The following is a 25,298-nucleotide window of genomic DNA, read 5'->3' on the forward strand; positions in this document are numbered from 1 at the left end:
CGCCGGGCACGGTTCAGACCGGGCGCGGCCGGCTCAGAACGACCAGTCCACGGCCGGCAGCGTGACGGCGGCGTGCCCCTGGCCGAGGCAGACGTGCCAGTCGTCCCCAGGGGACCCGTACGCGTCCCCCGCCGCGGCCGCGAACGCCCGCGCCGCCTCGGCCTCGGCCCGCGCCAGGGCGGCGGGATCGCCCCCGTCCCGTACGCGGTGCAGATCGGCCAGAGCACGCGCCAGCACCGTCCGGGGTTCCGAGAGCCCGGGATCGGACCGCTCCGACTCCAGGGCGATCCGTTCCAGCGCCGGGCCGTAGTGGGCCAGGTTGGCGTCCACGGCGCGTCGCATGTCGGCGTCCCGCCGGGCGGGCCGCGCCTCGTCCCGGAGCGCGATGTGAGGACCCTCGGGATCACCCGCGAGCACCAGGGGCGCTGAGCCGGACGCGCCCCCGCCCCGCACGGTGACCCGCAGCAGGGTGTGCTCCACCCCGTCCCGGGTGAAGCGGACGTACGCCTCCGGGTCGACGTCCAGCCGTACCCCGGCGGCGGGGGCCAGACGGGTCCGTGCCTCCTGGACGACGTCCGCCGTCGCGTAGAACGCGCGGACACCGTCGTGGTCCGGCACCGCCAGCCGGTGGTCGGCGGACACCTGGAGGGCGGGCCGCTCCACCGCCTCGACCGGGCGGACGGGCCGGAACGCCGGGAAGGACGCGGCGTCCCTGGACGGGCCGTTCAGAGCGAGCGCGATCGGGTCCTCCCCGTCCGCGAACGCCACCACGCGGGCCTCGCCGACGCGGCGGGTGTCCGAGGTCGTCCCCGCCGTCTCGTAGTCGGTGAGCCGGTAGGCGGGCGCGGGCGGTGAGGCCGGGGGAGCCGCCATGGCGGCCGTGTCGGCGGGCGGGGTGACGCTCACGGCGGGAACGGGCCCGGGGGGTGTGGCCGGCGGGGCCAGGCGGGCCGGATCCGAGGGGGCCGTGACGGTGTCCGGGGTGGTCTCGGCGTCGGCGTCGGTGCCGCGCGGCGGGGTGACGGTGATCGTCGGGACGGGTCCCCGGGGCGTCGCCGGCGGAGCCAGACGACCGGGCGCCGATGCAGCCGGGGCGGTGCCGGGCGGGGCCGGGGCGTCGCTGGGCGGGGTGACGGTGATGACCGGCGGCCCGACCACCTTCGGCCGGGTCTCCTGCTCCTCCCCGGTCTTCGCTTCGGGGATCGGCCCGGCCTGATCGTCGCCCGGAGCCTGCTCCTTCGGCGGAGCCTGGTCCTTTGCCGCGTCCTGCTCCTGCTCCTGCTCCTGGTCCCGCTTCTGGTCCCGCTCCTGGTCCTCCTCCACGCTCTGCTTCCGTTCCGCGGTCCGGCCCTCGGAGGCGTTCCGGCCCGCTCCATCCACCTGCGCCACCGGCCCCGGCTTCTGCCCGAACAGATCCGCGTGCTTCCGCGCCATTGCGTCCACCGCGTCGTCGTGCAGCAGTCCGATCAGACCGCCGTCGACCACGACCTCGACCGTGGTCCTCCGGCTGCCGGTGAGGACCCAGGTGACGTCGGCCTCGTAGTAGTGCTGGGTCCCCTTCTTCTTGTCGCGCTCGTCGACCGTCTCGCCGCGGGTGGTGCTGAAGCTGTGCCCGTGCTCGCCTCCGACGCCCAGGGGCACGCCCAGGTTCGTCGTGACGTGGGAGACACCCGGGCCCTCCGGCGTACCGGTGTCCGTGCTGTGCACCCGGCCGTCGGGAGTGAGCGAGCCGGACCAGCCGAGGGTGGTCCTCTCCCGTTCCCGCTCCGTCTCCCGCTCCCGTACCCCCGTCTCGACGTTCGAGTCGAACTCCCCGGAGGCGAGGTGCCGGGTCCGGTGGACGACCATGCGCACGGTGATCTCCTCGCCGCCCGCGACCGGAACCGTGTAGCCGCCGTCGAGCAGCCGCCTGACGTTGGCGCGCAGGTTCTGTTCGGTGGTCAGCAGGTCGGTCCGCAGACCCTCCAGGGTCGCCGGGGCCAGGTCCCTGCGAGCGGGCGCCCCGGTGTCACCCTCCGCGACCCGGTGCGGCAGGGACGCGGCGGCGGGCAGCCACCGGAGGACCCGGTCAAGACCGGGCAGGGAGAGGGCCTGCACCGCGGGGGCCAGGTCGCCGTTGAGGTCCTCGACCTGCCGCGGCACGGCCGTGGGGCCGTTCGGACGGACACGGCCCGACACCTGCACGGCTTCGGCGGGGAGGGCCGCACCCGGCCGCGTCAGGTGATCGGGCACCAGCAGCCGGGCCTCGCCGCCGAGGAGCGTGCCGGTCGCCGTCGGCGCGTGCCCCGAGGGGAACAGCTTCTCCCACTGGCCGCCCCACTGCTCGGCGAACCACCGCCCGGCCCGGCCGTCCGTGGCCCGGTCGACCCACTGCGCCGGGGCGTTGAGCGCGGCCCCCGCCATCCGCACCGTCTGGTGCGGCTCGGAGGAGTCGAAGACGTCCACGGTGTACGTGACCGGGTGGCGGAACTCCTGAGCGGTACCCGTGACTTCCAGACTGTGCTGGTCACGCTCCGAGACGGTGTCGGTCACCGTGCGGCCGACGGACGTGTCCGCCCCGCCGCCCGCCTTGACCCCGCCGCGCGGCATCCCCGCCGCGTCCGTCCCCTTGACGGTGACGGAGACCTGCCCGCCCGCCTTGTCCGACGCTCCGGACGCGGACGCGGTCGACCGTGTGGCGGTGTCGGCCGCGGCCAACGTGACCTGGTCCCGGGGCCCCACGTACACCGGGTCCCCGACCGTGGCGGTGACCCGGACGCCGATCAGCCGCGTGCCGCCCCCGAGCTGCCGGAGCTTGACGAGCTGACGCACCGAGGTCGTGCTGAGCGCGGTGAAGCCGGCGCGCAGCGACTCCGGGGAGAACACCGAGGCCAGACCGCGCGAGAAGTCCGTGGGAATACCGTCGTCCAGGCCGCCCGGGAGCCCCTTCAGCGTCCTGAGCAGCCTCCTGACCTCGGGCAGTACGGCGTCCGCGTCGAGCTTCTCCACGTGCGAGACGGCCTTGGCCAGATCGGCGTTGACGTACGAGCGGGTCTCGGGGGTCTCGGCGGGCCGCGGCGGTCCGGGGACGGTCATGTCCAGGGCACGGGCCCGGTGGTCGGGCACCGTCAGCTCCACGCCGCCGTCCACCTTCACGAGCAGCGTCCGAGCGGAATGGGCCGACGGGCCGGTCGAGAGGCGCCCGTCGGGCTTCCAGGTGTGGTGGCTGATCTCGTAGTAGGCGTCGGCGCGGTAGCGGTGGGTCGTGCCCTTGTACGTCAGCGTCGAGGTCGCGGTGCTCGCCGCGGCGACGGTCCGTACGTCCGTGCGCGTCCGGGTGGCGTCCACCGACCCGCTCGCGGCGACCGCCGCGCCGTCGAGGGAGGCGTAGCCGCCGAGGCCGAGCCCGACGCCGACGTTGTACGAACCGGTGTCGGCCGTGGCGGACTTGGTGCCGGTCTCCGCGCCGTACGCCAGGCTGGTGCCCGTACCGGTCCCCTCGTGCACCGGCGTTCCGAGCCTCAGCCGGACCACGAGCGCCTGCGCGCGGCCCCCGGCGTCCGGCGGCAGGGGGAACACCGCGCCGTCGGGGCCGGTGAGCCGCTCGAACCGGGACTGGAGGAAGTTCGGAGTGAGCACGTCCTCGATCTCCGGCGTGAGGCCCCGGCGCAGGGCGCCGACCGTGTCCCCGGAGTGCCGTCCGAACTCGTCGTCCCGGGCCTTCGGCGGGGTTCCGCCACCGTGCTCGGCGACGAGTTCGCCCGCGGACGCGGTGAGCCGGCGGGTGCCGAGGAACTCGGGATGAACGCCGCCGAGCCCGCCCCGCGGGAGGGTGAACTCCGGGACGGCGGAATCGTCGATCCAGCCCGGGGCGTCGGCCCGCGGGAAGACCGTCACGGTGCCCGTGGAGGCACGAGGGGCGGTCGTGGTGTCCGACAGGTGCTCGTCGGCGACACGCACCACGGCGGACACGTCGTCCCCCTCGACGCGCAGCGACGAGCCGGAGACCAGGTCGCCCCTGCCGTCGTGGACCGTGGCGGTCAGATGGTGGACGGCCGCGTAGGTGAACGCGGTGTGCTCCCCGGTGGTCTCCTGCTCGCGGGACGCCTTGACGGTGGCTGTCACGGAGTCCTTGACGTTCGACAGCGTGGCGCCGCCGCCCACCTTGACCCCGGGCACCTCGACCCGGGACCTCTCCCCGGTGCCGATCCGCAGCGTTCCGCCGCCGGTGACCGAGAAGGCCACCTGGTCGCCGACGCCGACGGCCTGGTTGGCGGTGTGCGTCGCCGAACGGGTCAACGACAGGCCGCTCTCCCCGACCGTGCCCCGCAGGTCGCGCAGTTCGGTGCGCAGGTGCAGGCGGATCTCCTGGCCGCCGGCCTTCAGGACGACCGGGACGCCGGAGCCGAGGAGCTTGGCGAAGCGGGCCCGCATGCCGGGCGTACCGAAGGCGGCCGTGAGTTCCCGGTGGAACTGCGCGTACTCGTCCTCGCTCAGCCGCCGCTTCAGACCGGTCCGCTCCAGATGGGTGTCGAGCCAGCCCCGTGCGGCCTCCAGCACCTTCTGCGCGCCGGGGAGCTCACCGACCACGCCGGGTCCGAGTCCGGTGCGCGAGGCGAGGGCCGGCGGCTCCACGGGATCGCTTCCGAAGTCCCGCTGGCGGAAGGGCCCGAGCAGGGCGCCGCTCCCGGTCACCTCCATCAGGTACGCGGCCGGCCGGTGCGGGTCGTCGCCCCGACGGATGCGCAGGTGGGGGCTCCCTTCGACGCGGGAGGCCAGTTCGTCGGCGTGTGCGTACCGCGTGTCGATCCGTACCTCCACCGGGCCGCGCAGCGCGGCGAAGTCCTCCAGCTCGGCGGCGACGTCGGCGTACACCCGCGTCGGCCGTGCCGCGGCTCCGTCGCCGTCGGCGGCGAGGTTGCGCACGGCCTGTTCGACCGGGTGGCGCAGGATGCCCCGGACATCGAGCGTTCCGTCGGCGTCCCGGTGGACGACCAGCCGCACGTCGTCCGGGCGGGAGGCTCCGACGAGGCGCGGCGGGGCCTCCGAGCCGTCGTGCACCGAGAACCCGAGCCAGGGCCGGGCGGCGCTCAGCGCGGTGAGCTGCGCGATGCCGCCCTCTCCCCGCTCCAGCGGGCCGAACAGCTCGGTGAAGGTGGAGGTGCCGAGGCGCTGGGCCGCGGTGACCTGCCCTGCCGCGTCCACGTGGTAGCGGAAGGCGGGTCCGTCCAGGGTCGTGTCCACGAGTGCGTAGGCCTGCCGCTCGGGGACGACCGAGACGCCCGGACGGTCGCGCAGGCTCGCCCACGGGGCTCCGGCGGGGAGGGTGCCGTCCGGGGTGGCGATCTCGATCGGATGCCTCCGGGCGATCTTCAGGAGTCCCGCCGCGTCCGGCAGCCCGCCGCTCGGGAACGGCCGGTCCGCACCGACGTCCCTGTTCGCAGCGGGCTCCTGGCGGGCCAACCGCAGCAGCTCGCGCACGGCCGTGCCCACGGTCCGGAAGCGTGCGGAGGGCCGGGGCGTGGTGTCGTCCCGGCGCGGGGGCTCCGGCGTGAACCGCTCCCGGTCCGGACCGAGCAGTCGCGCTTCGAAGTCGGCGGCCCGCGAGGCGGGGACGCCCACGGCCATCTCCAGCGTCGAGTCGAACGACAGGGGCGGCCGCTTCGACGACGACACGAACTCCACGTGGAACCGCGCCACCGCGCGGTACTCGGCCTGGGCCTCCTCGGCGTGCTTGAGCTTCGCCTTGCTCTTGTCCGCACCGCCCACGTCGAAGTTGTGCGAACGCGCCGCGTTGACGGCCAGTTCCACACCGGGAACGAGCACGTACCCGCTGACGGTCGACGGAGCTGCCGCGCCCACGGTGAGGCCCGACTTGTCGCCGAACTTACTGCTCGACTTCACGCCGAACGCGTCGGAGAAGTCCTCCCGCACCCGCAGGGGGCCGCCGGTCTCGCCCATGTGCTGGAGTCCGGTCAGTTCGGCGCCCACCAGGAAGTGCCCCGCGAGCGACTTCCGCGTGAAACCGCCCGCCGTGAACACCCTGGAGGACAGACTCCCGGTGCTCCACCACTGGTTGCCGTCCTTGAACGACTTCTCGTTGAAGAACTCCCGGGTGACCTCGGAGACGAACGCGGCGGTGACGTCCGGGGCGAACCCGGCCCTGTCAAGGGTCGAGGCGAGATCGGCGAGGAGCCGTCCCGGCGCGACCGCGTTGACCGTGGAGAGCACCGTCTTGAGCGCGCCGGGGTCCTTGACCTTCCAGGTGGCGCCGTCGCCCGAGGGCGTGACCCCCTCGGGGAAGGCGATGCGGAGCCGCGTGGAGGTGCCGAGCTCCACGGTGCGTTCGCGCCCCGGGTCCTTGTCGAGGACGCGCACCTGGACGCGCACGTCGCCGTCGAACTCGTGCGTCTCCTTGACCACGGTCCGGCCGGCGCCCTGAGTGTCCGTCGTGGAGGTGCGGGCCGTGGCGTACGTGGTGCCGGCCTGCACCTTGACGGAAGGGGCCACCCCGGTCAGGTTCCCCACGTCCGCCAGCTTCATCACGGCGTCCACCCCGGCGGCGACCGAGGCGTTGCCGCCGGAGGTCACCGCGCGGTTGGTGACGGCCTGGTTGCGCGAGGTGTACGGGGCCGACTCGTCCTGCTTCTGGGCCGCGTGGTGCGCGAGGCCGGCCGGCCAGGCGGTCACCACCACGACCTTGCCGTTGGCGCGGAAGACCAGCCCGTCGCGCAGGAACGCGTCCCAGGTGCGGGTGTCGCCGCCGGAGAGCACCGGGGCCAGCCGCCCCACGATCTTGACGGCCGTCCGGGCGTCCACACCGGCGTGCTCCAGCTCGGTCCTGGCGACCTTCCGGTCCTCGGCCACCCGTTCCGAGCCGAGCACGGACGTGACCCGCCCGTCACCGAGCGCCTTGTGGGCCACGTACCACGGCGCCTGCGGGGGCGGGGGAGCGGAGGCGTCCGACGCGGGCGGTACGGGTGGGGTGACGGGCTGCCGCGAGGAGGTGCCCTCGCCGTTGTCGCCGGTCCCGAAGGGGACGGCTTCGGAGAGGTCCCCGGATCCTTCGCGCTCGGCGGTGAGGTAGCCCTGAGGTGCCGAGGTCGTCAACGGCACCGCGTCGGCGGGAAGTTCACCGTCGGGCGGCATGTGCGCGCCGAGCACCGTGGCCTCGACCTCGGCGCCCTCGCCCACCGGGAGGGACAGCTTGACCCAGTGGTCGGGGACGAGCCGGGGCGTGCCGTCGGCACCCCAGACGACCTTCTGGGCCACGGCCGTGTGGCCGGGGCCGGTGGTGTCGGTGCCGAACGGACCCGTCACCGACGGCACGAACCACAGCGTGGACCGGGGTGCGTACGCGGTGAGCGGCAGACCGGGCCGCAGCTCCCGCAGCGCGCGCAGCGTGTCGGCGGCGTACGACCGCTCCAGGCCCCCGCCCAGACCGCAGGCGGCGAACTGCAGGGGCTTGGCGGTGTCCCACACCCCCGTGTCGGCGAGCCGGGACAGCACGGTGGCCAGCTCCCGGGCGGTGACCCGCTGCCCGCGCCAGGTGGGCGCGCCGTCGGTCCCCATGATGTGACCGGCCAGCGAGAAGAACCGTTCGTCATGGGGGAACCGCCCGACGGCGTCGCGAAGCCGGTCCGCCTCGCCCGGGGCGGTGTCGGGGTCGATGAAGTGGTGGGTGCCGTTGTCCTGGTGGGAGCGGGTGATGGCCAGGACGAGCTCGTCGACCCGGTCGGCGGAGTCACGCAGCGTGGTGGGAGCGGAAGTGGGTCCGGGTGCGGGGGCGGGGAGTGTGTCGGCGGCCGGGGTTTCGCCGCTCCCGAGGGAGACGAACTCGTCCTCGTCCGCACCCGGGAGCCCGAAGCCGAAGCCGTAGCCGTCGTCGTCCTCGGAATGGACCGATGAGGCAGGCGGTGTCTCCGGCCGTGCGTTGGCCGTGTCGCCCAGCTTGCCGGCCGCGGCGCGGATGCGCGCCGCTCCGATCCGTTCGAAGTGCCCCTTCACGGTGTCGTCGTCGGCGAACATCGCGGCCAGATTGCGGTACTGCGTCTCGTAGGCGAACCTGTCCGGCCCCTCGGTCCTGTCGACGAGCGCGAATCTGCGATAACGCGGGAAGTCCTCGTCCGTCCCGGCGACGGGCACCTCGGCCTCGGCCAGCTCGGGGCCGGTTCCCGACGTGGGGCCTCCGGTGCCGAGAGTTCCGGCCGCCGGTGCCTCGAAGTACTTGTCGAACGTGGACTTTCCGGAATGCCAGGCGTTCTCTCCCCGATCGCGGTAGCGGCTGTAACTCGTGTACGAGGAGAGGTCCGCCTGGTAGTACTGGTGAAACTCGTGGAAGAGCCTGCGGATGGTCTTCAGCCGCTCGCTGTCGAGGTCCACGAGACGACGCCGTGTGCCCTCCGTCGTCTCGACGGGCGTATCCGTGAGTCGGAGGGCGGCCTCGGCGATCCACTGGAAGGTGCTGTCGGCGCTCTCCTTCCCCCGGAAGTAGAAGCCCATCGGGTCGGAGTCGACGAGCAGGAGTGAGGCCCGGAAGGCGGACCTGACCTGATCCCGGGTCATGTCGCCCCACAGGTTCCGGTAGCGCCTCATGAGATCGACGGCGCCGCGGTGCTCCGGCTCGTTGTCGTGCGCGTCCTTTCCGGCACCGTACATCGCCTTCGAGTTCAGCTTCTCGATGTCGTGGAAGAGGATGGCCTTGACGACGGCGTCCACCGGAATCAGGCGGGTGCCCGCGTCGCCGGTGGCGTCGACGAGCTTGAGGTACTGGCCGGCCACCATCTGCGCGTGCTCGTAGAAGGTGTACTCCTCACTCGCCGCGCAGATCATGCCGTAGCGGTCGTCGAGTCCGGGGAACGTCTCGCCGAGGAGGTCGAGCATTCGGAACACCGGCGCTCCGTCCTCCCTGAGCCGGGTCAGTCGCTTACCGGTTCCGATCTGAAGGGCGACCTCGGCGGTCCGTGACTCGCGCAGGGCGGCGAAGTCCTGCCGCGCGGGCTCCCGGGGGACGTGGAAGTCGGCGGAGACCTCCTTGTCCTGGCGGGCGAGTTCATGAGCGAGCGCCGCGTGGGTGGCCCAGGTGGCCACCGTCCCGTGCATGAGGCGGTCGACGGACCGGTTGTACCGGTCCGGCCAGTCGGTGCTCGGGGTGTCGGTGGCGTCGAGGAACCGCAGGTGTTCCTTGAGGAACTTCCAGAGCTCCTTCTCCCGGGCGGCGTACGGGATCGGATCCTCCAGGAGGGGTTCCTGGACGCGGTCGACGGGCTCCTGGAGGTACTGCTTCCAGGTGACGTGGTGCTGGCGCAGCTTCCGGGATATCCAGCCGAGGGTGGTCTCGTTGTTCTGGTGCGAGGTCCCCGAGATCCACGGGTTGTACTCGGGGTTCAGCTCGGGGCTCTCGGAGTCCGGCATGCCGATCCGGTCCCGGAGTTCGTTCACATGGAGGTGTTCACCGTGCTTCGGGAACGTGTGACCGGGTTCGTCGGCGTCCTCGCTCAGATGGTCCTTCGTGGCGGCGAAGTAGGTGATGAGGGAGTTCGGACGGATGCTCTCGCGGAGCAGCGTCAGGTCGTCTCCGCGGATTCCGAACTGGTTGCGGTCGCCCGAGTGGTCGACGTTGAGCGACGGTCTCTCACCGGCGACATCCGGAGTGTCGAGGTGGCGGGCGCCCTCGGAGACGCGGTGGTAGACGTCCTGGGGAACGAGGTAGGAACGGATTAGCGGCTTCTTGGCGTCGCCGTGCTCCGCCTGGTACTTCATGAGCCAGGCGACGGAGCGTGCGGGAGTTCCGATGCTCGTCCACATGGTGGCGTCGCCCGAGCCGGTGCAGAGCAGCACCTGCCCCGTCCGCGGGTCCTGCTGGACGTCCTTGCGGTTGTCGGCCGAGGTGGCCCGGCCGGGAACACCGGGAGTGATGGTGAGGGGGACCTCCTCGACCACGGCGGTGTAGAAGCGCACGTACGGAGTTCCGTCGACCACCTCGACCTCCGCCTCGCCGCGGTGGACGTACTCCTTCGTCGCGTACCCGTAGCGCTTGTTCTTCCAGGCGGGACCGTCACCGGTGGGACGGCTCGGCCCCGGGTAGCTCATGCCGGGGACACCGATGACCGGGCCGCCGGGGGCGGTCCGTCGGGACGGGCCCCGCTCGGAGCCCTCGGGAGCGTGCGGATCCACCTCGCGCAGCTTCACCAGGGACCGGCCGCCGGTCGCACGCGTCACCGACGTCACCTCGTAGTGCGAGCCGGGGGTGAACACGACCCGGTTCTCGCCGAGCGCCTGGGGCGCGGACCAGGTGACCGAGGGGTGGACCTCGACGATCACGTTGTCGGCCGCGCCGGCCTCGTGTCCCTGCCGGGTCGACCAGACGGGGGTGGCGGACACCAGCTCGTCCAGGGAGTACGTCGTCCGGTCGTCCGCCGACTCGCGGAGCCGCGTCAGCAGTTCGGGCGAGATCGCGGCGCCCGTCTGCACCGGGTGCCGGTAGGGCCTGACCGTCCGGTGGATCTCGGCGATCGACGTCGCCACGGCGCCGTCGGGGTCACCTGCCAGGCCGCGCAGGGACTCGTCGCCCCTGGCATGACCGATGGCCAGGGACAGCTGCGCGAGGTCGATTCCCGCGTCGGGCAGCTGCCGGAGCAACGCCCGGGCCTCCTCGGTGTAGGGCGTCAGCGTCCGTACGTCGCCGGAGACGGTGCTCTCGCGCCGGGACTCCGCCGTCGAAGGACCGGTCGGCGTGAGGCTGTCGAGAAGCGAGAGGCCCTGCGGCCGACGGTCGAACGCGATGAGGTCGATCAGCGTCCGGTCCGACTCCGGTGCCACCCTCCCGAGGCTGTCGGAGAGCGCGGCGACGAGGGCCGTGACGCGCGCGTCGGCGGCCTGCTTCGCCTGCCCGGGGAAGCGGTTGTTGCCCCCCGCGGTGACGGTGACCTCCAGCTTCGGCTCGCCGTCCCGCCGCCGGCGCTCCAGCTCGGGCCTCAGGTCGCGTGCGAACGCGTCGAGCTCCGCTCGCTGGTCCTCGCTGAGGCTCTTTCCCTTCTCCGGGAACCGTACGGTCACCTGCCGCGATGTGGAGGGTTCCCCACCGGGCCCGAACAGCACGGTCAGTGACGCCTCGTCCTCGTCGCCGAACCGGACGGCTCCGGGGTGGTCGGGCAGGTCGGTGCCGGCGTCGCGGACCGCGTCGGCGGGGGCTCCGTCCTGGTCGGTGACCGTCGTGGCGGGGGTGTGGTCGGACGTGCCGGTGTCGGTGTAGCGGTGCCAGCGCGCCGGGGGGTCGCCGAGGACCGTGATCCCGCCGTCGGCGGTGATCCCGACGTGACGGGCCGTGAAGAGAGGGGAGCCCGGCACGGACCAGACCGGGGCGTCGGCCGCGAGCGCGGTGAGGGGGTCGGGATCCGTGCCCCCCTGGGAGCGGTGCGCCCACAGGCCGCTCATGACCGTTCGGACGGTGGTTTCGTGGAGGGGTGTGGCCAGGTCGCAGCCGGTGAACTGGATCTCGGTGACGCCGTCCAGCCTGCCGCTGTCGTGGGCGTCGGTCAGTGCCTTGAGGACGAGGTCGGCGGAGGGCGGCCCGTCGGCGCCGATGTGCATGCCGACGACGAAGACCCCCGGGCGGGGCGGCAGGTCGTCGAGGGCCTTGTTCCGGGCCGGTGTCATGGCGCCCACGGCCACTCCGGCGGGGATGGGGCGTGCCGTGCCCGCGACCAGGACCTCGGTGATGCGGTCCACGGACCCACGCCAGAAGTCGGGGGTGTACGCGTCCTCGGGCAGCAGGTCCGGTGAGTGGCCCTGGTCGAGCAGGAAGCGGTGGGCCACGATCCGCACGTCCGCGGTGAGCGCGGTCCCCGGAGGCTCCACGTCGTCGAGCCGCTGGAGCTTCGTGACGGCCTCGGCGAGGGCGGTCAGCCGCTGTCGGCCCGGGGCGGGGGTGTCCCCGGCCTGTGCCACCGCGGCGTAGTAGTCGTCGAAGATCGCGTCGATGTCGGGCCGTGCAGGGGGGGCCTCCGGGTCGTCGTCCTCCAGCCACGGCCGGGTTCCCTCGGGCTCGGGGCGCGGCTCGACTCCGTACGCGACGCGGCGCCGCAGTTCGAGGTAGGAGTCGGCGTGCAGGACGCGCCAGTCCCGGTTGCCGTTCGGCCGCAGGTCCAGGACCTCACGGAACAGCGCGGTGACCCGTCCGTCGGGGTCGGGAGCGGTGCCGTCGCCCAGGAGCGAGGACCAGGAGCTCTCGGGCAGGACGTCCGAGAGCCGCGGCCTGTGCGGTCCGGGGCCCTGGACGGGTGCGGCGCCCTGGACGTGGGGTGGGGAGCCCGGCGTCCGCTCGCCGGGCTCCAGACCGAGTGCCACCTCGTCGGGGAACCTTCCGCCCGGCATGACCTTGCGGAGGTGCTTCTCCTCCAGGGGAGCCAGCGCGTGATACCTGCTCCAGTTGTCGGCGTAGTCGAGGGGGTTCTCGGTGAAACCGAGCCGGGTGTCTTGCAACAGCACCTTCCGCCCGAACTCCTCCGCCGCCCGCATGACTTCGTGGAACGAGTGGTGGCGGACCGGCAGCATGTCGGCCAGCAGGGCCAGCCGCAGCAGCGGGTAGTCGACCGGGACACCCCATCGCTCGCTCAGGGAGTGGACCGCCGACAGCGTGAAGAACGCCGTGTTGGACGTACCGGCGTTCAGGAGGCCACCGGTGCTCTGCGCTTCCACCTGGCCCATGCTCCGCATCTTGATCGAGCGGTGGTTCTCGCCGGGGGTCCAGGTCAGCCGGCCGTCCTTGTCCACGGCGTGCCGGAGCTCGCGGGGGCTGAGCGGAGGCACCACGTCGCCCGGCCTGAGGTCGGTCGGGGCGAGCCGGTTGACGTCGGGTGTCCGCTGGTGCGTGTGCTCCTGACTGAGGACCATCGGCGTGGTCTTCTTGAAGCCCAGCTGGGGCAGGACCGCGTGCACGGCTGCTCCGAGCATGTGCATCTGTTCGCGGATGTTGCCGTGCTCGACGACCTCGCGCAGGGTGGCGAGGTCGGCGCCGACGGACCCGCTGCCTGTCGCCGCGGCGCTGCCGAGCAGGGCTCGGAGCCGATCCGTCTCCTTCGCCTTGTCCTCGGCACCGGAGAACTTCCTGTCCTTCGCGACCGTGGCCTCGATGCCGTCCCAGACGGCCCGCACCAGCTTCTTCACCTCGCCGTGGACCGTGGGGAGCTGGGCCAGGAGATTGCCGAGCGGTCGTTCCGTCGCCAGGGAGGCCTCCGTGTAGGCGATGCGCGTGGCCAGCCGCACCAGGGGGTCGTCGACTCCTTCGTGCGGGGTGGCGTGCGATGCCCGACCGAGCCGGGTGAGGGCCGACAGCGGGCGCCCCGGCAGATCGGTGCCCGAGGTGAGGGGCTGCCATCCGTCGGCGGCGTCGTTCGGGGTGGAGACCGCGGTGATGGTGCTCCTGGCCAGGTCGTCCTTGTCGACGAGCAGGCGGCCGTCGGCCGTGCGGACGGCTGCCGCGGCGGGCACGGTCACGCGCAGGAGCGTCCCCTCGCCCGTGTCCGGCGGGGTCGTGGTCAGCGTGGCGTAGGGCCGGTCGCCGGTACGCAGGAACGCGTCGGAGCGCCGGAGGATGAGGTCCGGGGCGCCGGGGAGCCGCAGATAGGCCTCGGTCTCGGTGTCCGTACGTGTGCCGACGGCGTCCAGTTCCGCCCGCCGGTCGAGCGGGGCGTCCGGCTCGTCCGGGACCGTGCCGAGCACCTGAACCACCTCCGCGTGGAGGTCGGCGGCGACGTCGCGCGTCCGGTGGGTGTCTTCGTCCACCGGTACGTCCGTGCGCACCGGTACGGCCGCGCCGAGTGGCGGAGTGTTCGTCCCGCCGTCACCGGCGGTCGTCGTCTCCGGGCCGGGGGACGGGGCCGGCTGGGAGATCGCTCGGGTGGCCTCGGCCATGCCCAGGACGAGGTCGTCGGTGATCCGGGACGGGCGCGCACCGAGCCAGTAGTCCGCCGTGTGCTGTGCGGCGGTCAGCCGCGTCGGGCGGTATCCCTGGTCGAGCAGGAGGCGCTGGGCCAGGATCCGGACGTTCGTCGTGATCTTTCCGTCCGCCGTCGCGGGGTGCGGTTCGTCGAGCTTCTGCAGCTTCGTGATGACCTCCCCGACGGCCTTGAGACGTGCCTGATCCGTGAGCGGGGGCCTGACCCTGGTCACCGTCTTCGCGTACGCCGCCAGCACGGTGCTGATCGTGTCGCGCAGGGAGCCCGCGTACTCCGGGGGCAGCTCGCGCCCCTCGACTTCCGCGCGCAGCCTCAGATAGGCGTCGGCGTCGAGTGGCGGCCGGTCGCTCGACGCCGACGACAGGAGCTCGCCGAGCAGCCTCGTGCCGCGCTCGTGGACCCCGGCGTCCGGGGAGGCCGCACGGGCCCGCGCGGAGTCCACCTCGACGATCTGAGCCACGGGGGCGGGGGACAGGTCGGGACGTCGGCCGTGCGGGGTCCGGGTGCGGACGAAGGACGCCATGCCCAGGGCCAGTTCGGCCGCCAGCTGGTCGGGCTCGTTGTCCGCCCAGAACTCCGGGGTGATGTTCCGCTCCGCCACCAGCGCGGGGGAGTAGCCCTGTTCCAGCAGGAACCGCTGGGCCAGGATCCGTATGTCGGTCGTGGCTCCCGCGCCGGGCTCGGCGTCTGGGTGATCGAGGGTCCTGAGGCTCCTGATCAGCTCGGCGACGGTTTCGAGTCGCTTCGCATCGGTCGAGGCCCGGGGTACTTCGGCGTAGTAGTGGTCCAGGGCCTCGGAGATGTCCCTCCGTAGGTCGTCCGTCTCGTTCCCCGGTTCGAGCGGCCTGGAATCGCCCACCCGGACACGCAGGGCCAGATAGCCGTCGGCATCGAGGCGCGGCCGCTCGCCGGGGTCGCCGTGCCAGTCGAGCTGCTCCGCGAGCACCTCCCCCAGGTCGTCCGTGAGATCGACTCCGGGCAGCAGAGCTCCCCAGTCCCCTCTGTCCAGCACCGTGGACAGAGGGACCGCGACACGCTCGCCGGAGCCGAACCGCTCCGTGCCCGGGCGATTGAGATCGACGTCGCCGAGGACGTCGGGAGATCCCTCGGTGCGTCGCGGAGTGTGGTCGGGAGCACCGCCGTCGCCGTACTCGTGCCAGCCGACGGCCACCGGAGCGATCCTGAGCCTGTCGCCCTCGACGAGGACCTCGGCGGTGACGAGACGCCCGGGACGCGGGTGGGCGTCGGAGCCGGTCGAAGCGTCGGCGGAGGTGTCCGGACGTGCGCCGGGCACGAACCAGACCGGTGCGCCGGAGGCCACGGCCTTGAGGGGGCCGGGAGGTGTCGTGCCGTTGGCGCGGTGCTTCCACAGACCGCTCATCACGGTCCTGACCGTGGCCTCGTCGACGGACCCGGCCAGGTTGCACGCGGTGAAACGGATCTCGGTGACGCCGTCCAGCCTGCCGCTGTCGTGGGCGTCGACGAGTGTCCTGAGAATGGCGTCCGCGTCGGGCGGGCTCGCGGGGTCGGTGTGCCAGCCCACGACGAAACGTCCGGGCTGCCGCGGCACCGAGCTGAGGGCCCTGCTCTGGCCGGGGCTGAGGGGGCCGACGGCGATGCCGGCGGGGATGGTGCGTACGGGCTGTGACCGGGCGAACTCGCCCATGCCGGCGATCAGGTCGGCCGCCACCTGGTCCGCGGGCCGCTGCCAGAACCCCGCCGTGCCGCTCTCCTCTCCCAGCAGGGCCGGGGTGTATCCCTGGGCGGCCAGCAGGTGCTGCACCAGGACGAGGGTGTCGGCCGGCACCACGGAGTCCGGCGGCGGAGGGACCGTGGCGCCCGGCTCGTGCCGCGCCTGGTGCGTCTGGAGTTCCCTGATGACATCCGCGACGGCCGCCAGACGGGTGCGGTCCGTGCCGGCCGCCGCCATGGCGGTGTAGTACTGATCGAAGATGCCGTCGAGTTCCGCGTGCGGGTCGGTTCCACCGGGGTGCGCCGACTCCTCGGGGTCCACCGCGGTGGTGTCCTCCGGCTGCGGGATCAGCCGCTCCATGATCGAGGTGACCTCGTCGCGTACGCCTGTCTGGGGGTCCGGCTCGACGTCCCCGACGAGACGGCTCCGCAGCTCCTGATAGGAATCGGCGTGGACACGCCGCCAGTCACGGGTCTTGCCCGGCGTCCCGTCCAGGAGTTCCCCGAGCAGCGGCTCCAGCCGGTTCCTGTCGCCGGGAAGACGGTCCAGCAGTGCGGACCAGTCACCCCGCGGGGCGACGGTGATCGGGACATGGGCCGGGTCCGGCGAGTCCACCGGTGCCGTCTCACCGGCTTCGAGACCGAGCGCGACCTCGTCCGGGAACCTCCCGCCGGGCATGGCGGCGCGCAGCTCGCTCTCGGTCAGGGGCGGGAGGGACCGGAACCTGCCCCAGTCGTCGCCGTACTCCAGGGTGCCGGGGGTGTGGCCGGGTTCCCTCGCCAGCACGTCCCGCTCGAACGCGTCGGCGGCCCGCATGATCTCGTGGAAGGTGTGGTGGCCGACGGGCAGCATGTCGACCAGCAGCGCGAGGCGCACCAGCCGGTAGTCGACCGGGATCTTCCACTGCTTGCTCATCGCGTGGACGAGGGCGAGCGTGAAGTACGTCGTGTTGGACGTGCCGGCGCTCATCAGACCGCCGGTGCTGTCCGCGGTCACCTGACTCTCGGCGATCATCTTGATCCCGGTGCGCCGCTCACCGGGCTCCCACAGCAGCTGGTCGTCCCGCACCGCGTGCCTGCGCTCGCGATCGCTCAGAGGCGGATTCGCCTGGTCCGGACGCAGACCGGTCCGCAGGCCGCGTTCGATCTCGGCGATGCGCTCGTCACGCGCCGGGGACTTCGGCAGGGCCTCGAGGTCTTCGATGAGCGCGGCGGCCCGCTGCTGGTTCGCCCAGTCGCCGCTGAGGATCGGTGGCTTGGGCTTCGTGAACTTCAGGAGGGGCTTGGTGACGTTGCCGTACACGGCGTTGCTGTGCACGACGTTGCCGAGCAGGTGCATCTGCTCGCGCACGTTCCCGTCGGTGACGACGGCCTTGAGTGTGTCGGGATCGTTGCCCACGGAGCCGCTCGCCGACGCCTCAGGGGAGCCCAGCAGCGCGATGCGGTCGACCTCTTCACCGGTACGGGTCCTGGCGACTGGCTCCTTCTCGATCCTGTTCCAGATCTGCCGGACCAGCTGCCGTACCTCCCGCTGGACGTCCTCCCGCGCGGCGAGCGCCGCGCCCAGCCGCAGTTCGGCCTCCCGGGAGGCCTCGGCGTACATGACGCGCCGGGCGGCCCGCACCGTCGGATGGTCGCCGTCCAGACCGGGATGGGCGTGCAACGCCTGTCCGACGGGCGTCAGGACGGACAGCGGGAGCGGCCGGGTGTCCGGTGCGGCGCCGGGCTCGCGCAAGCTGTGCTGGAACTCCTGGATCGTGGTGAGTTCGCTGTCGGGACCGATGACGGTCGCCGCGGCCAGGTCGTCCTTGCCGAGCAGCAGCCGCCCATCGCCCGTGTCGACGGCGCGCCCGGCGGGGATCCGTACCGTCAGCCAGTGGGTCGCGTCCCGAGGGAGGTCCTTGGCGAGCGTCGTGTACGGCTTGTCGTCGGTGCGCAGAGTGCTGTCGGAGCGGCCCACCAGCCGGACCGGGGCGTCGTTCAGCACCAGATGGGCGGTGGTGTCCTCCGGCGTACGCGTGCCGAGGGCGTTCAACTCCGCCCGCCAGTCCTTCGGACCGGCCGCGTCGTCCTCGTCCCGGCCGCGCGCCGGTCCGTCTCCCGTTTCGCGGGTTTGCGCGAGGGCGGGTCCGCCGACGGGCGTGGACGTGTGGTCACCGGCCGGCCGGGCGTCGTCCCCGGCGGGCCGCCCCGCGGCCGCGCTCGGGCCGCCGGCCGGGCTCCCGCTGTCCGTGGACGTGGACGTGGACGTGGACGTGGACGTGTGTGTGGGTGTGGAGGGCCACCGGTGCGACGACACGACGGCCCTGGCCACGTCGATCGCGAAGGTCTGAAGCCTCGTGGCCTTCATGGCGGGCATCTTGGGCTTCTTCCAGGTGGCCTCCGTGTGGTACTTCGCCGGCAGCTTCACCGGGGTGACTCCGAGGTCCAGGAGCATGCGCGGGACCACGAATTCGGCGTCGGCGGTGAGCGCGCCGCTCGGGGTCGCCGAGACGCCCGTGATCTGGTGGAGCGTCAGAACCGTGTCGGCGACGGCCTTGAGCTGTCCCACGAGCCCGGTCGCCCCGGCCAGGTCCTGCCGGTGCTTGGCGAAGACACCGTCGAGCGCGCCCCGCACGTCCTCCGCGAGAGCAATCGGTTCTCCGCCTTCGATCCCGGCGCGCAGAGCGAGATACGCGTCGGTGTCCAGCGTGCGCCAGACGCCTTCCTTGGTGTGCGCCCCGTTCAGGAGGTCACGGAGCAGCGCCGTTCTGGCCTCGTCGGGTTCCCGCAGCAGGTCCGGCAGAGCGTTCTCGGGCGGCAGCGGTGCCGGAGAAGGAGTGGCCGTACCCGGAAGGGGCGAGGGGCGGGTCGCGGCGTGGGCGAGGCCGGACATACCGAGGGCCAGCTCGGCCGCGAGGACGAGGGGGGTGGAGTCCCGCCAGAAAGCGGTGGTGCGGGCCTCGGGTGACAACCGCACCGGGGGGAAGCCCTGGTCGAGGAGGACCCGCTGGACCAGGATCTCGGCGTCCTGCCCGAGCGAGCGGTCCGACGCGTCCAGGTGGAGCGCCCTGACCAGGTTGGCGACGGCCTCCAGGCGGCCCCAGCCGTCGTCGGCGGAGGCGGCGGCCTCGGCCTCGTCCGCGTAGGAGGTGAAGGCTTCCGCCACGTCGTCGTCGGACGGGCGGGTGTGGTCGGGCGCCGCGGTCAGGGTCAGCAGCCTCCGGTAGGCGTCCACGTCGAGCGTGCTCCACTCGCCGCCGGCGCCCCGCGTGCCGTCCGCGACCTTCGCGAGCAGGTCGGCCCCGGAAGGATCGGAGAGCAGGAGTCCCCAGTGTTCCCGGGCGAGGTGCTGCGACAGTGGCCCCGGTGTCTCACCTCCGGGACCGAACTTCACGATCCCTCCGTCGACGGGGTCGACCCGGTCGGGCAGATCGGGCAGGTCGGCGGAGCGGATGGCGGTGACATCGGGGGTGTGGTCGGGGGCGCCGGTGTCGGCGTACTCGTGCCAGGTGGCATCGTCGCGCCGGACGGAGAGCCTGCCGTCGGAGGTGACGGAGATGTCGGCGGCGGTGACGAGACGCCCGCCGGGGACGTACCAGACGGGGGCGTCGGCGGCGAGTGCCTTGACGGGGCCGGGCGGCGGCACATCGTTGGCGCGGTGCTTCCACAGGCCGCTCATGACCGTCTTGACGGTGGCTTCGTGGACGGGGGAGGCGAGGTTGCAGGCGGTGAACTGGATTCGGGTGATGCCGTCGAGCCGGCCGTCGTCGTGGGCGTCGGTGAGGGCCTTGAGGACGGTCGCGGGGTCGTGGGGGGTGTCGGGGTCGGTGTGCATGCCGACGACGAAGACGCCGGGCTGCCTGGGGATCGCCTGGAGGGCGTTGGTCTGGGCGGGGCTGAGGGCTCCGACGGTGATGCCGGAGGGGATGTCCCGCACAGGACCGGGGGGTGTGATCCAGGTGCCGGGGCCGCTGTTGTCGTGGAGTACGGGGCCGGAGCCGGTGACGTCCTCGATGGCTTCGAGGTAGCGGTGGGGCAGGGTGCCGTCGGGCAGGACGGTGGTGGCCATGACGCCGGACGCGTCGGCCTGCTCAGGTGTGTGGCGGAACAGTGTCCCGGCGTCGTGGTAGCGGTCGGGAAGACCCGCGTAGTGGAGCAGTTCGTGCAGGAGCGTGGCGTCGTCGCGGCTCTCGGCGTCCGGATCGGCGTCGTCGGCGCGCAGCCGGAAGTTCAGCTGGTCGGATCTGTCGCCGGGTCCGGCGTCGCGGCTCACCCTGATCCGGTCGTCGCCTCCCTCGCCGTCCCGAGGGAGGGGCTCGGGGGTGAGGCGTACCTCGATGTGGAGCTGGTCCCGGGTGCGGGGAAGCTGGAAGCCCAGGTTCACATGAGCGTCGAGGAGGCCCTGGAGCCGGTCCTGGAGCGCGGCGGTGTCGGCGGCGGTGTACGAGTCGTCGACGGCCACGGGAAGGGTGAGCTGGACCAGGCGGACCGTTCCGCCCGGGGAGCCTGCCGCGTCGGGGACGTGGAAGCGCTGGACGTCGGCGCTGATCAGCGTGCGCCGGCCCGCGAGCGTACCGTCCTCGTTCCGTCGGTCCGCCGTGCCGGGGAAGGGGCCGGTGACGTCCGGGTCCGCCGCCGGGTCGAAGCGCTCGGTACGGATCCGGGCGGGCGGCGGGACGTCGTCGCGGCCCGGGGTCCACGTCCACGCCGACCACCGGTCCGCGGTGACCGGCCGGTCCGCCGGGGACACGTGCTCGGGCCGGAGCTGCCCCGGCCGCGAGTTCGGGGATTCCTCGGGGACACCGGGGCTGCCGCCCTGGCGTTCGCGCTTGGGGTCCCGGTCGTCGCCGCCGGGACGGGACCGCTTGGAGCCCCTGGTCGGGTTCGGGTCCGACGCGGAGGTTCCGCCGTCCAGGTCCATGGCCGACGACCCGCCGTCCAGGTCCATGGCGCCGAGGTCCTCCGCGATGCCCCCGGTCCGGCGGGCGAGGATCAGCCGGCGCCGGTACTCCTCGGTGATCTCGTGGGGGAACAGGCCGTTGCGCGCGACATCGCGGCGCAGCTGCGATTCGGACAGGGGGACGAGGGAGCCGTAGTGGTCCCAGTCCGGAGCGGGCTCGCGGACCGGGATGCGCAGGGCCTGGATGTCCCTCCGCAGGGGGTACTGGTCACCGTGGTTCTCGGTGAAGGCGGCCGAGCCCGCCAGTACCTCGGGCAGGGAGTGGTGGCCCTGGCCGACGAACGTGGCGATGATCGCGAGCCGCAGCGCCCGGTGGTCGACCTGGATGCCCCACCGGTCCGCCATCACCTGGGCGTACCGGTGGAAGTAGTAGGCCGAGCCCGAGGTGCCCGACCTGACCAGCCGGCCCGCCTGCTCGGCACCGCGCTGGAACGGCTGGTCCATCGTGATCGTGAAACTGCTTCCGCCGGGGATCCAGCGCATCTTCCCCTTGCTGTCGACGGCCATGTTCCGTTCGGTGGCGCTCAGTTCGGGCTTGACCTGCTCCGCTCTGAAGGGCCGCAGGACGGAGTCAAGCGCCTGCCACCTCGCGTTGGCCCGGGCGTACTCCGGCGAGTTCCGCTGTCCCGCGTGGTCCAGCTTTCCGAGCTGCTTCCTCAGGTCGGACAGCTGCGCGAGGTCGGGATTGGGGACCCGCTGCCCGCGCTCCGCCTGGATGGACGGCGGGTAGCCGGGAGGGACGCCCAGCCTGTCCGTGAGAGCCTTCGACGAGAGGGAGTTGAAGAACAGCGTCATGCGCTCCCGAATGTTGCCGCTCTCCCCGACCCGCTCCCATTCCCGTCGATCCAGGCCCACGGCGCCGGGCGTGCCGACACTGTTGTTGCCCAGCCGGGAGTAGAACGGCGTGTCACGGAGCTTCTCCAGCACCGTCCGCGCCAGAAGCTGCGCGACCTCCTGTACGGGGGGCAGCCTGAGCAGGTACTCGGCAAGGCGCCTTTCGTACGCCTCCGACTCCTCCCTGTAGCGGATCAGGACCAGGTCCTCGATGCGGGCGTCCGGGGCGGAGGCGAGCGCGTCGCCGGCCGTCGGCTCGTGGTTCGGCGCGTTGCCGGAACCGGAACCCGCGTGGGAGCTGGAGCCTTCGCCGTTGTCCACGCGCGGCGGAGAGGACGCACCGAACTTGACGGCGTCGGGGTGCTCCCCGTCGACCGCGGGCGTACGGAAGCGGAAGCGGACCATCTCGTCGGGGAGTTCTGCGGTGTCGGGGGTCGAACGGGCGGGGGCGTGGTCCGGTGCGCCGCCGTCGCCGTACTCGTGCCAGGAACCCTCGTCGACGACGGCGATCTTCCCGTCCGGGGTGAGTCCGATGTGCTGTGCGGTGAGCAGGTGAACGGCCGTCGTGTCCCCGCTCGTGGTGGGGACGTACCAGACGGGGGCGTCGGCGGCGCGGGCCGTGAGCGGGTCGGGAGTGGCCCTGCCGTCGGAGGTGGAGTCCCCCTCGGAGACGTCCTTGCTCGCGGCGCGGTGCTTCCACAGGCCGCTCATGACCGTCTTGACGGTGGCTTCGTGGACGGGGGAGGCGAGGTTGCAGGCGGTGAACTGGATCCGGGTGATGCCGTCGAGCCGGCCGTCGTCGTGGGCGTCGGTGAGGGCCTTGAGGACGGTCGCGGGGTCGTGGGGGGTGTCGGGGTCGGTGTGCATGCCGACGACGAAGACGCCGGGCTGCCTGGGGATCGCCTGGAGGGCGTTGGTCTGGGCGGGGCTGAGGGCGCCGACGGCGATGCCGGAGGGGATGTCCCGCACCGGACCGCCGGACGGAAGGAGGCTGTGGGCGTCGTCGTCGACCGGGACTTCGGGGCCGTCGTCGTCGATGGCCGTCGGGACCTTGGAGTCGTCGTTGTCGCCGGCCGGGGCCTTGGGACCGTCGTCACCGGCGGCCGGGGCCTTGGGGCTTTCGTCGTCGCGGTCCGTCCGGTGCGCGGGGGCGTCGCCGGAGGGTGTGTCGGTGTCGTCGACGTCGACGAGGAGGTAGCCGAGTCCTTCGGCGGCGGCCCGGTCCGCTTCGGCCTGGAGCGGGTGGGGCTTGACGCCGGACGCCGTACCGGCGGGCGCCTCCGCCGACTGTTCGGTGGCCTTCGGTACGGGGGCGGCGAACTGGTCGCCGCCGCTCTGGGTCACGGTGGGGGACGTGAGCCGGTCCTCGTCCGTCCGGTTCGGGCCCCGGTTCTCCGTGTCGTCGCCCAGCAGGGAGGAGAGGTCCGACGAGGTGGTCGGGCGGGCGGCGGCGGGCCCGTCGTCCTTCGTGTCGGAGTCCTTGTCCCCGCCGCCGTCCTTGTCCCCGCCGCCGTCCGTGGACGTGTCGCCGTCGGATTCGACCTGGAACAGCGGGTCCTTGGCGATGTCGTCGGCGAACGACGGCCCCAGGTCCACGTCGAGCGGAGTGAAGGCGCTGCCGCCGTCGCTCTCGACCGTGACGTCCGGGCCACCGGGCGTGTCGGAGAAGAAGGGCGTGCCGGTGAAGGGGTTGGAGAAGACCCACTTCACCATGTCCTTCATGTCGCGGGTGAAGCTCGGGTCCGTCGTGTCCGACGTGGGACGGGGCACCGGCCACGGTGCCGGGTTGCCCGTCATGTTGGCCACGAACGAGGCGATGTTGATGGGGTGCAGCAGCCCGAAGTACTTGTTGTCGTTCGGGTTCTCGGCGTACTGGTGGCTGAGGACCCAGTTCTGGTACTTGACCATGACCGGCTCGAACATCCGGTTCAGGCCGTGGCTCAGCGCGCCCATGGCCACGCCGGAGGCGAACGGACCCGCCGTGATCTTGAACGTGCCGTCTCCGAAGATCAGGTTGTAGAAGCCCTCGCTCAGCATCTCGTGCGTGCCCTCGCTGAGGAGGGACGCGACGGCCCCGCCCAGCTGGTACATCGGGCTGCCCTGCAGGGGGTTCTCCTGCTTGAAGATGCGCGCGAGGGCGTTGCTGTGTTCGGAGCGGGCGAAGAGGTCCGGCATCGCGTCGGCGAGGTTCTTGAGCGGCGCCAGGTTGCCCAGGTCGCCCATCGCCTTGGTCAGGAGCTCGGGGAGGTCGGCGTGGTCCGCGCCGAGGCGGACCCACTGGTGGGCCAGGACGTCGCCGAACTCCTTGCCCGCTTCCCTCGCCGCCTGCTTCGCCGCGGCCTCCGCCACCTCGTCCGCGCCCTCGTGCTTGAGGTGCTTGGCGAAGATGTCGCCCATCTTGTCGGCGAAGGCCTCCGCGATGGTCCCCTCGCCGAACCGCATGAAACCGGTCTCCAGCTGGCGGTTGACACCGCCGAGGAGTTCGCCGACGTCCTTCGCGAACGCCGAGCGCGCCTCCTTGGTGGCCAGCAGTTCGTCCAGCGGGTTCGCGCCGTGTGCCGCGGCTCCGCCCGTCCCCGGGGCATCGGAGGACTTGGCGGGCGCGCCCGTCGTCGGTGCGTCCCCGGCGGCCGACTTGCCCGCCCCCGGCGCCGTCGCACCGGCGCCCGACTCCGTCTTGACCGGTGCGGGGGCGTCCGTTCTGCCCGGTGCGGGGGCGTCCTTGGTGCCCGGTGCGGGCGTGTCCTTCGCACCCGGGGCCGGGGCGTCCTTCGTGCCGGGGGCCGGGGTGGGCGCGTCCTTCGCACCCGTGGCGGGCGCGTTCGGCTTGTCCTTGGCCGTGGCGCCGCCCGGGGTGTCCGGCTTGGTCGTGACCGGAGCGGTGGCGGGGGTGTCCGGCTTCGGGCGGGCGGCGGGCGTGGGCACGCTGCCTTCGGTGGGCGTCTTCGGAGGGACCGGGGGAGGCGTCGCGTCGTTCTTGGCTTTGTTGACCGGAGTCGGCGGCAGTTCCTTGTCGGTCTTCGACGCGACGTCGTTCAGCTTCGACTTGGGGCCGGCCGAGCCCTGCGGGACATCGAGCTTCTTGTTCTTCGGGACGTCTCCGAGCTTGTTGTCGGCCTTGTTCAGCACGTCGTCGATCCGCTTGCTGATGATCGAGCCCGGGGTCCTGCCGCCCAGGAGCCTGCCGAGCATCTTGCCGCCGTAGTGGAAGACGACCTCCAGCGGGCCGCCGACCAGACCGGTCAGGGCGCCCTGCTTGATGGAGTCGATGAGCGACTCCGTGTTCCAGCTCGTGGTGTGGCCCGCGTTGAGCTGGTAGAGCTGGATCACCGTGTCCTGGAAGACGCCGCCGGTGATGCCGATGAACGTCTGGCTGATGATGGTCTGGAGCAGCCACCGGAAGAGGTGGTTGAGGCCCTCCCTGGTCGCGGTGAACATCGCCGACACCGGGCCCCACACCGCGCCGAAGGTGAAGGGCGAGAAGAGCGTGGCGAACAGGATCTCGGCCAGCAGCTGCACGAGCTGGAGGATCGCCATGATCTTCGTGTACTCGACCTGGTTGGCGACCTTCAGCGCCACCTCGGACAGCTGGCGCGACAGCTCCGCCGTCTGCGTCAGCTGGTTCGCGCCCGCGGTCGCGCCCGTGAGGTCGTTCATGGCCACGAGGAAGGAGTCGGCCGCCTCGCCGTCGAAGTCGTTCTTGACGATCGGGATGAGCTCCGTGACGTACCCGGACAGGGTCTCCAGGTCCGTCGCGATGGCACCGTAGTGCTCCGACACCCGCCGCATGAGGTCCTCGTCGGCCTCCGGCCATTCCATGCCCGACACGAAGGCGAGGAAGTCGGCGATCCCTTCCGGCGGGTTGATGGCCATGGCGTGAGGGTCCTCTGATC

General features: G+C 72.5%; 1 protein-coding gene. It reads right to left on the bottom strand.

Going from position 1 to position 25,298, the window contains the following annotated elements; all coding sequences use genetic code 11:
• Positions 1-33: 33 nt before the first annotated feature.
• Entirely contained in the window at positions 34-25,278 is a 25,245-nt protein-coding gene (locus ACH4MY_RS09940; protein ID WP_398000114.1) for a hypothetical protein, read from the bottom strand.
• Positions 25,279-25,298 lie beyond the last annotated feature (20 nt).

The organism is Streptomyces sp. NPDC017246 (assembly GCF_044331325.1).
Classification (GTDB): Bacteria; Actinomycetota; Actinomycetes; order Streptomycetales; family Streptomycetaceae; genus Streptomyces.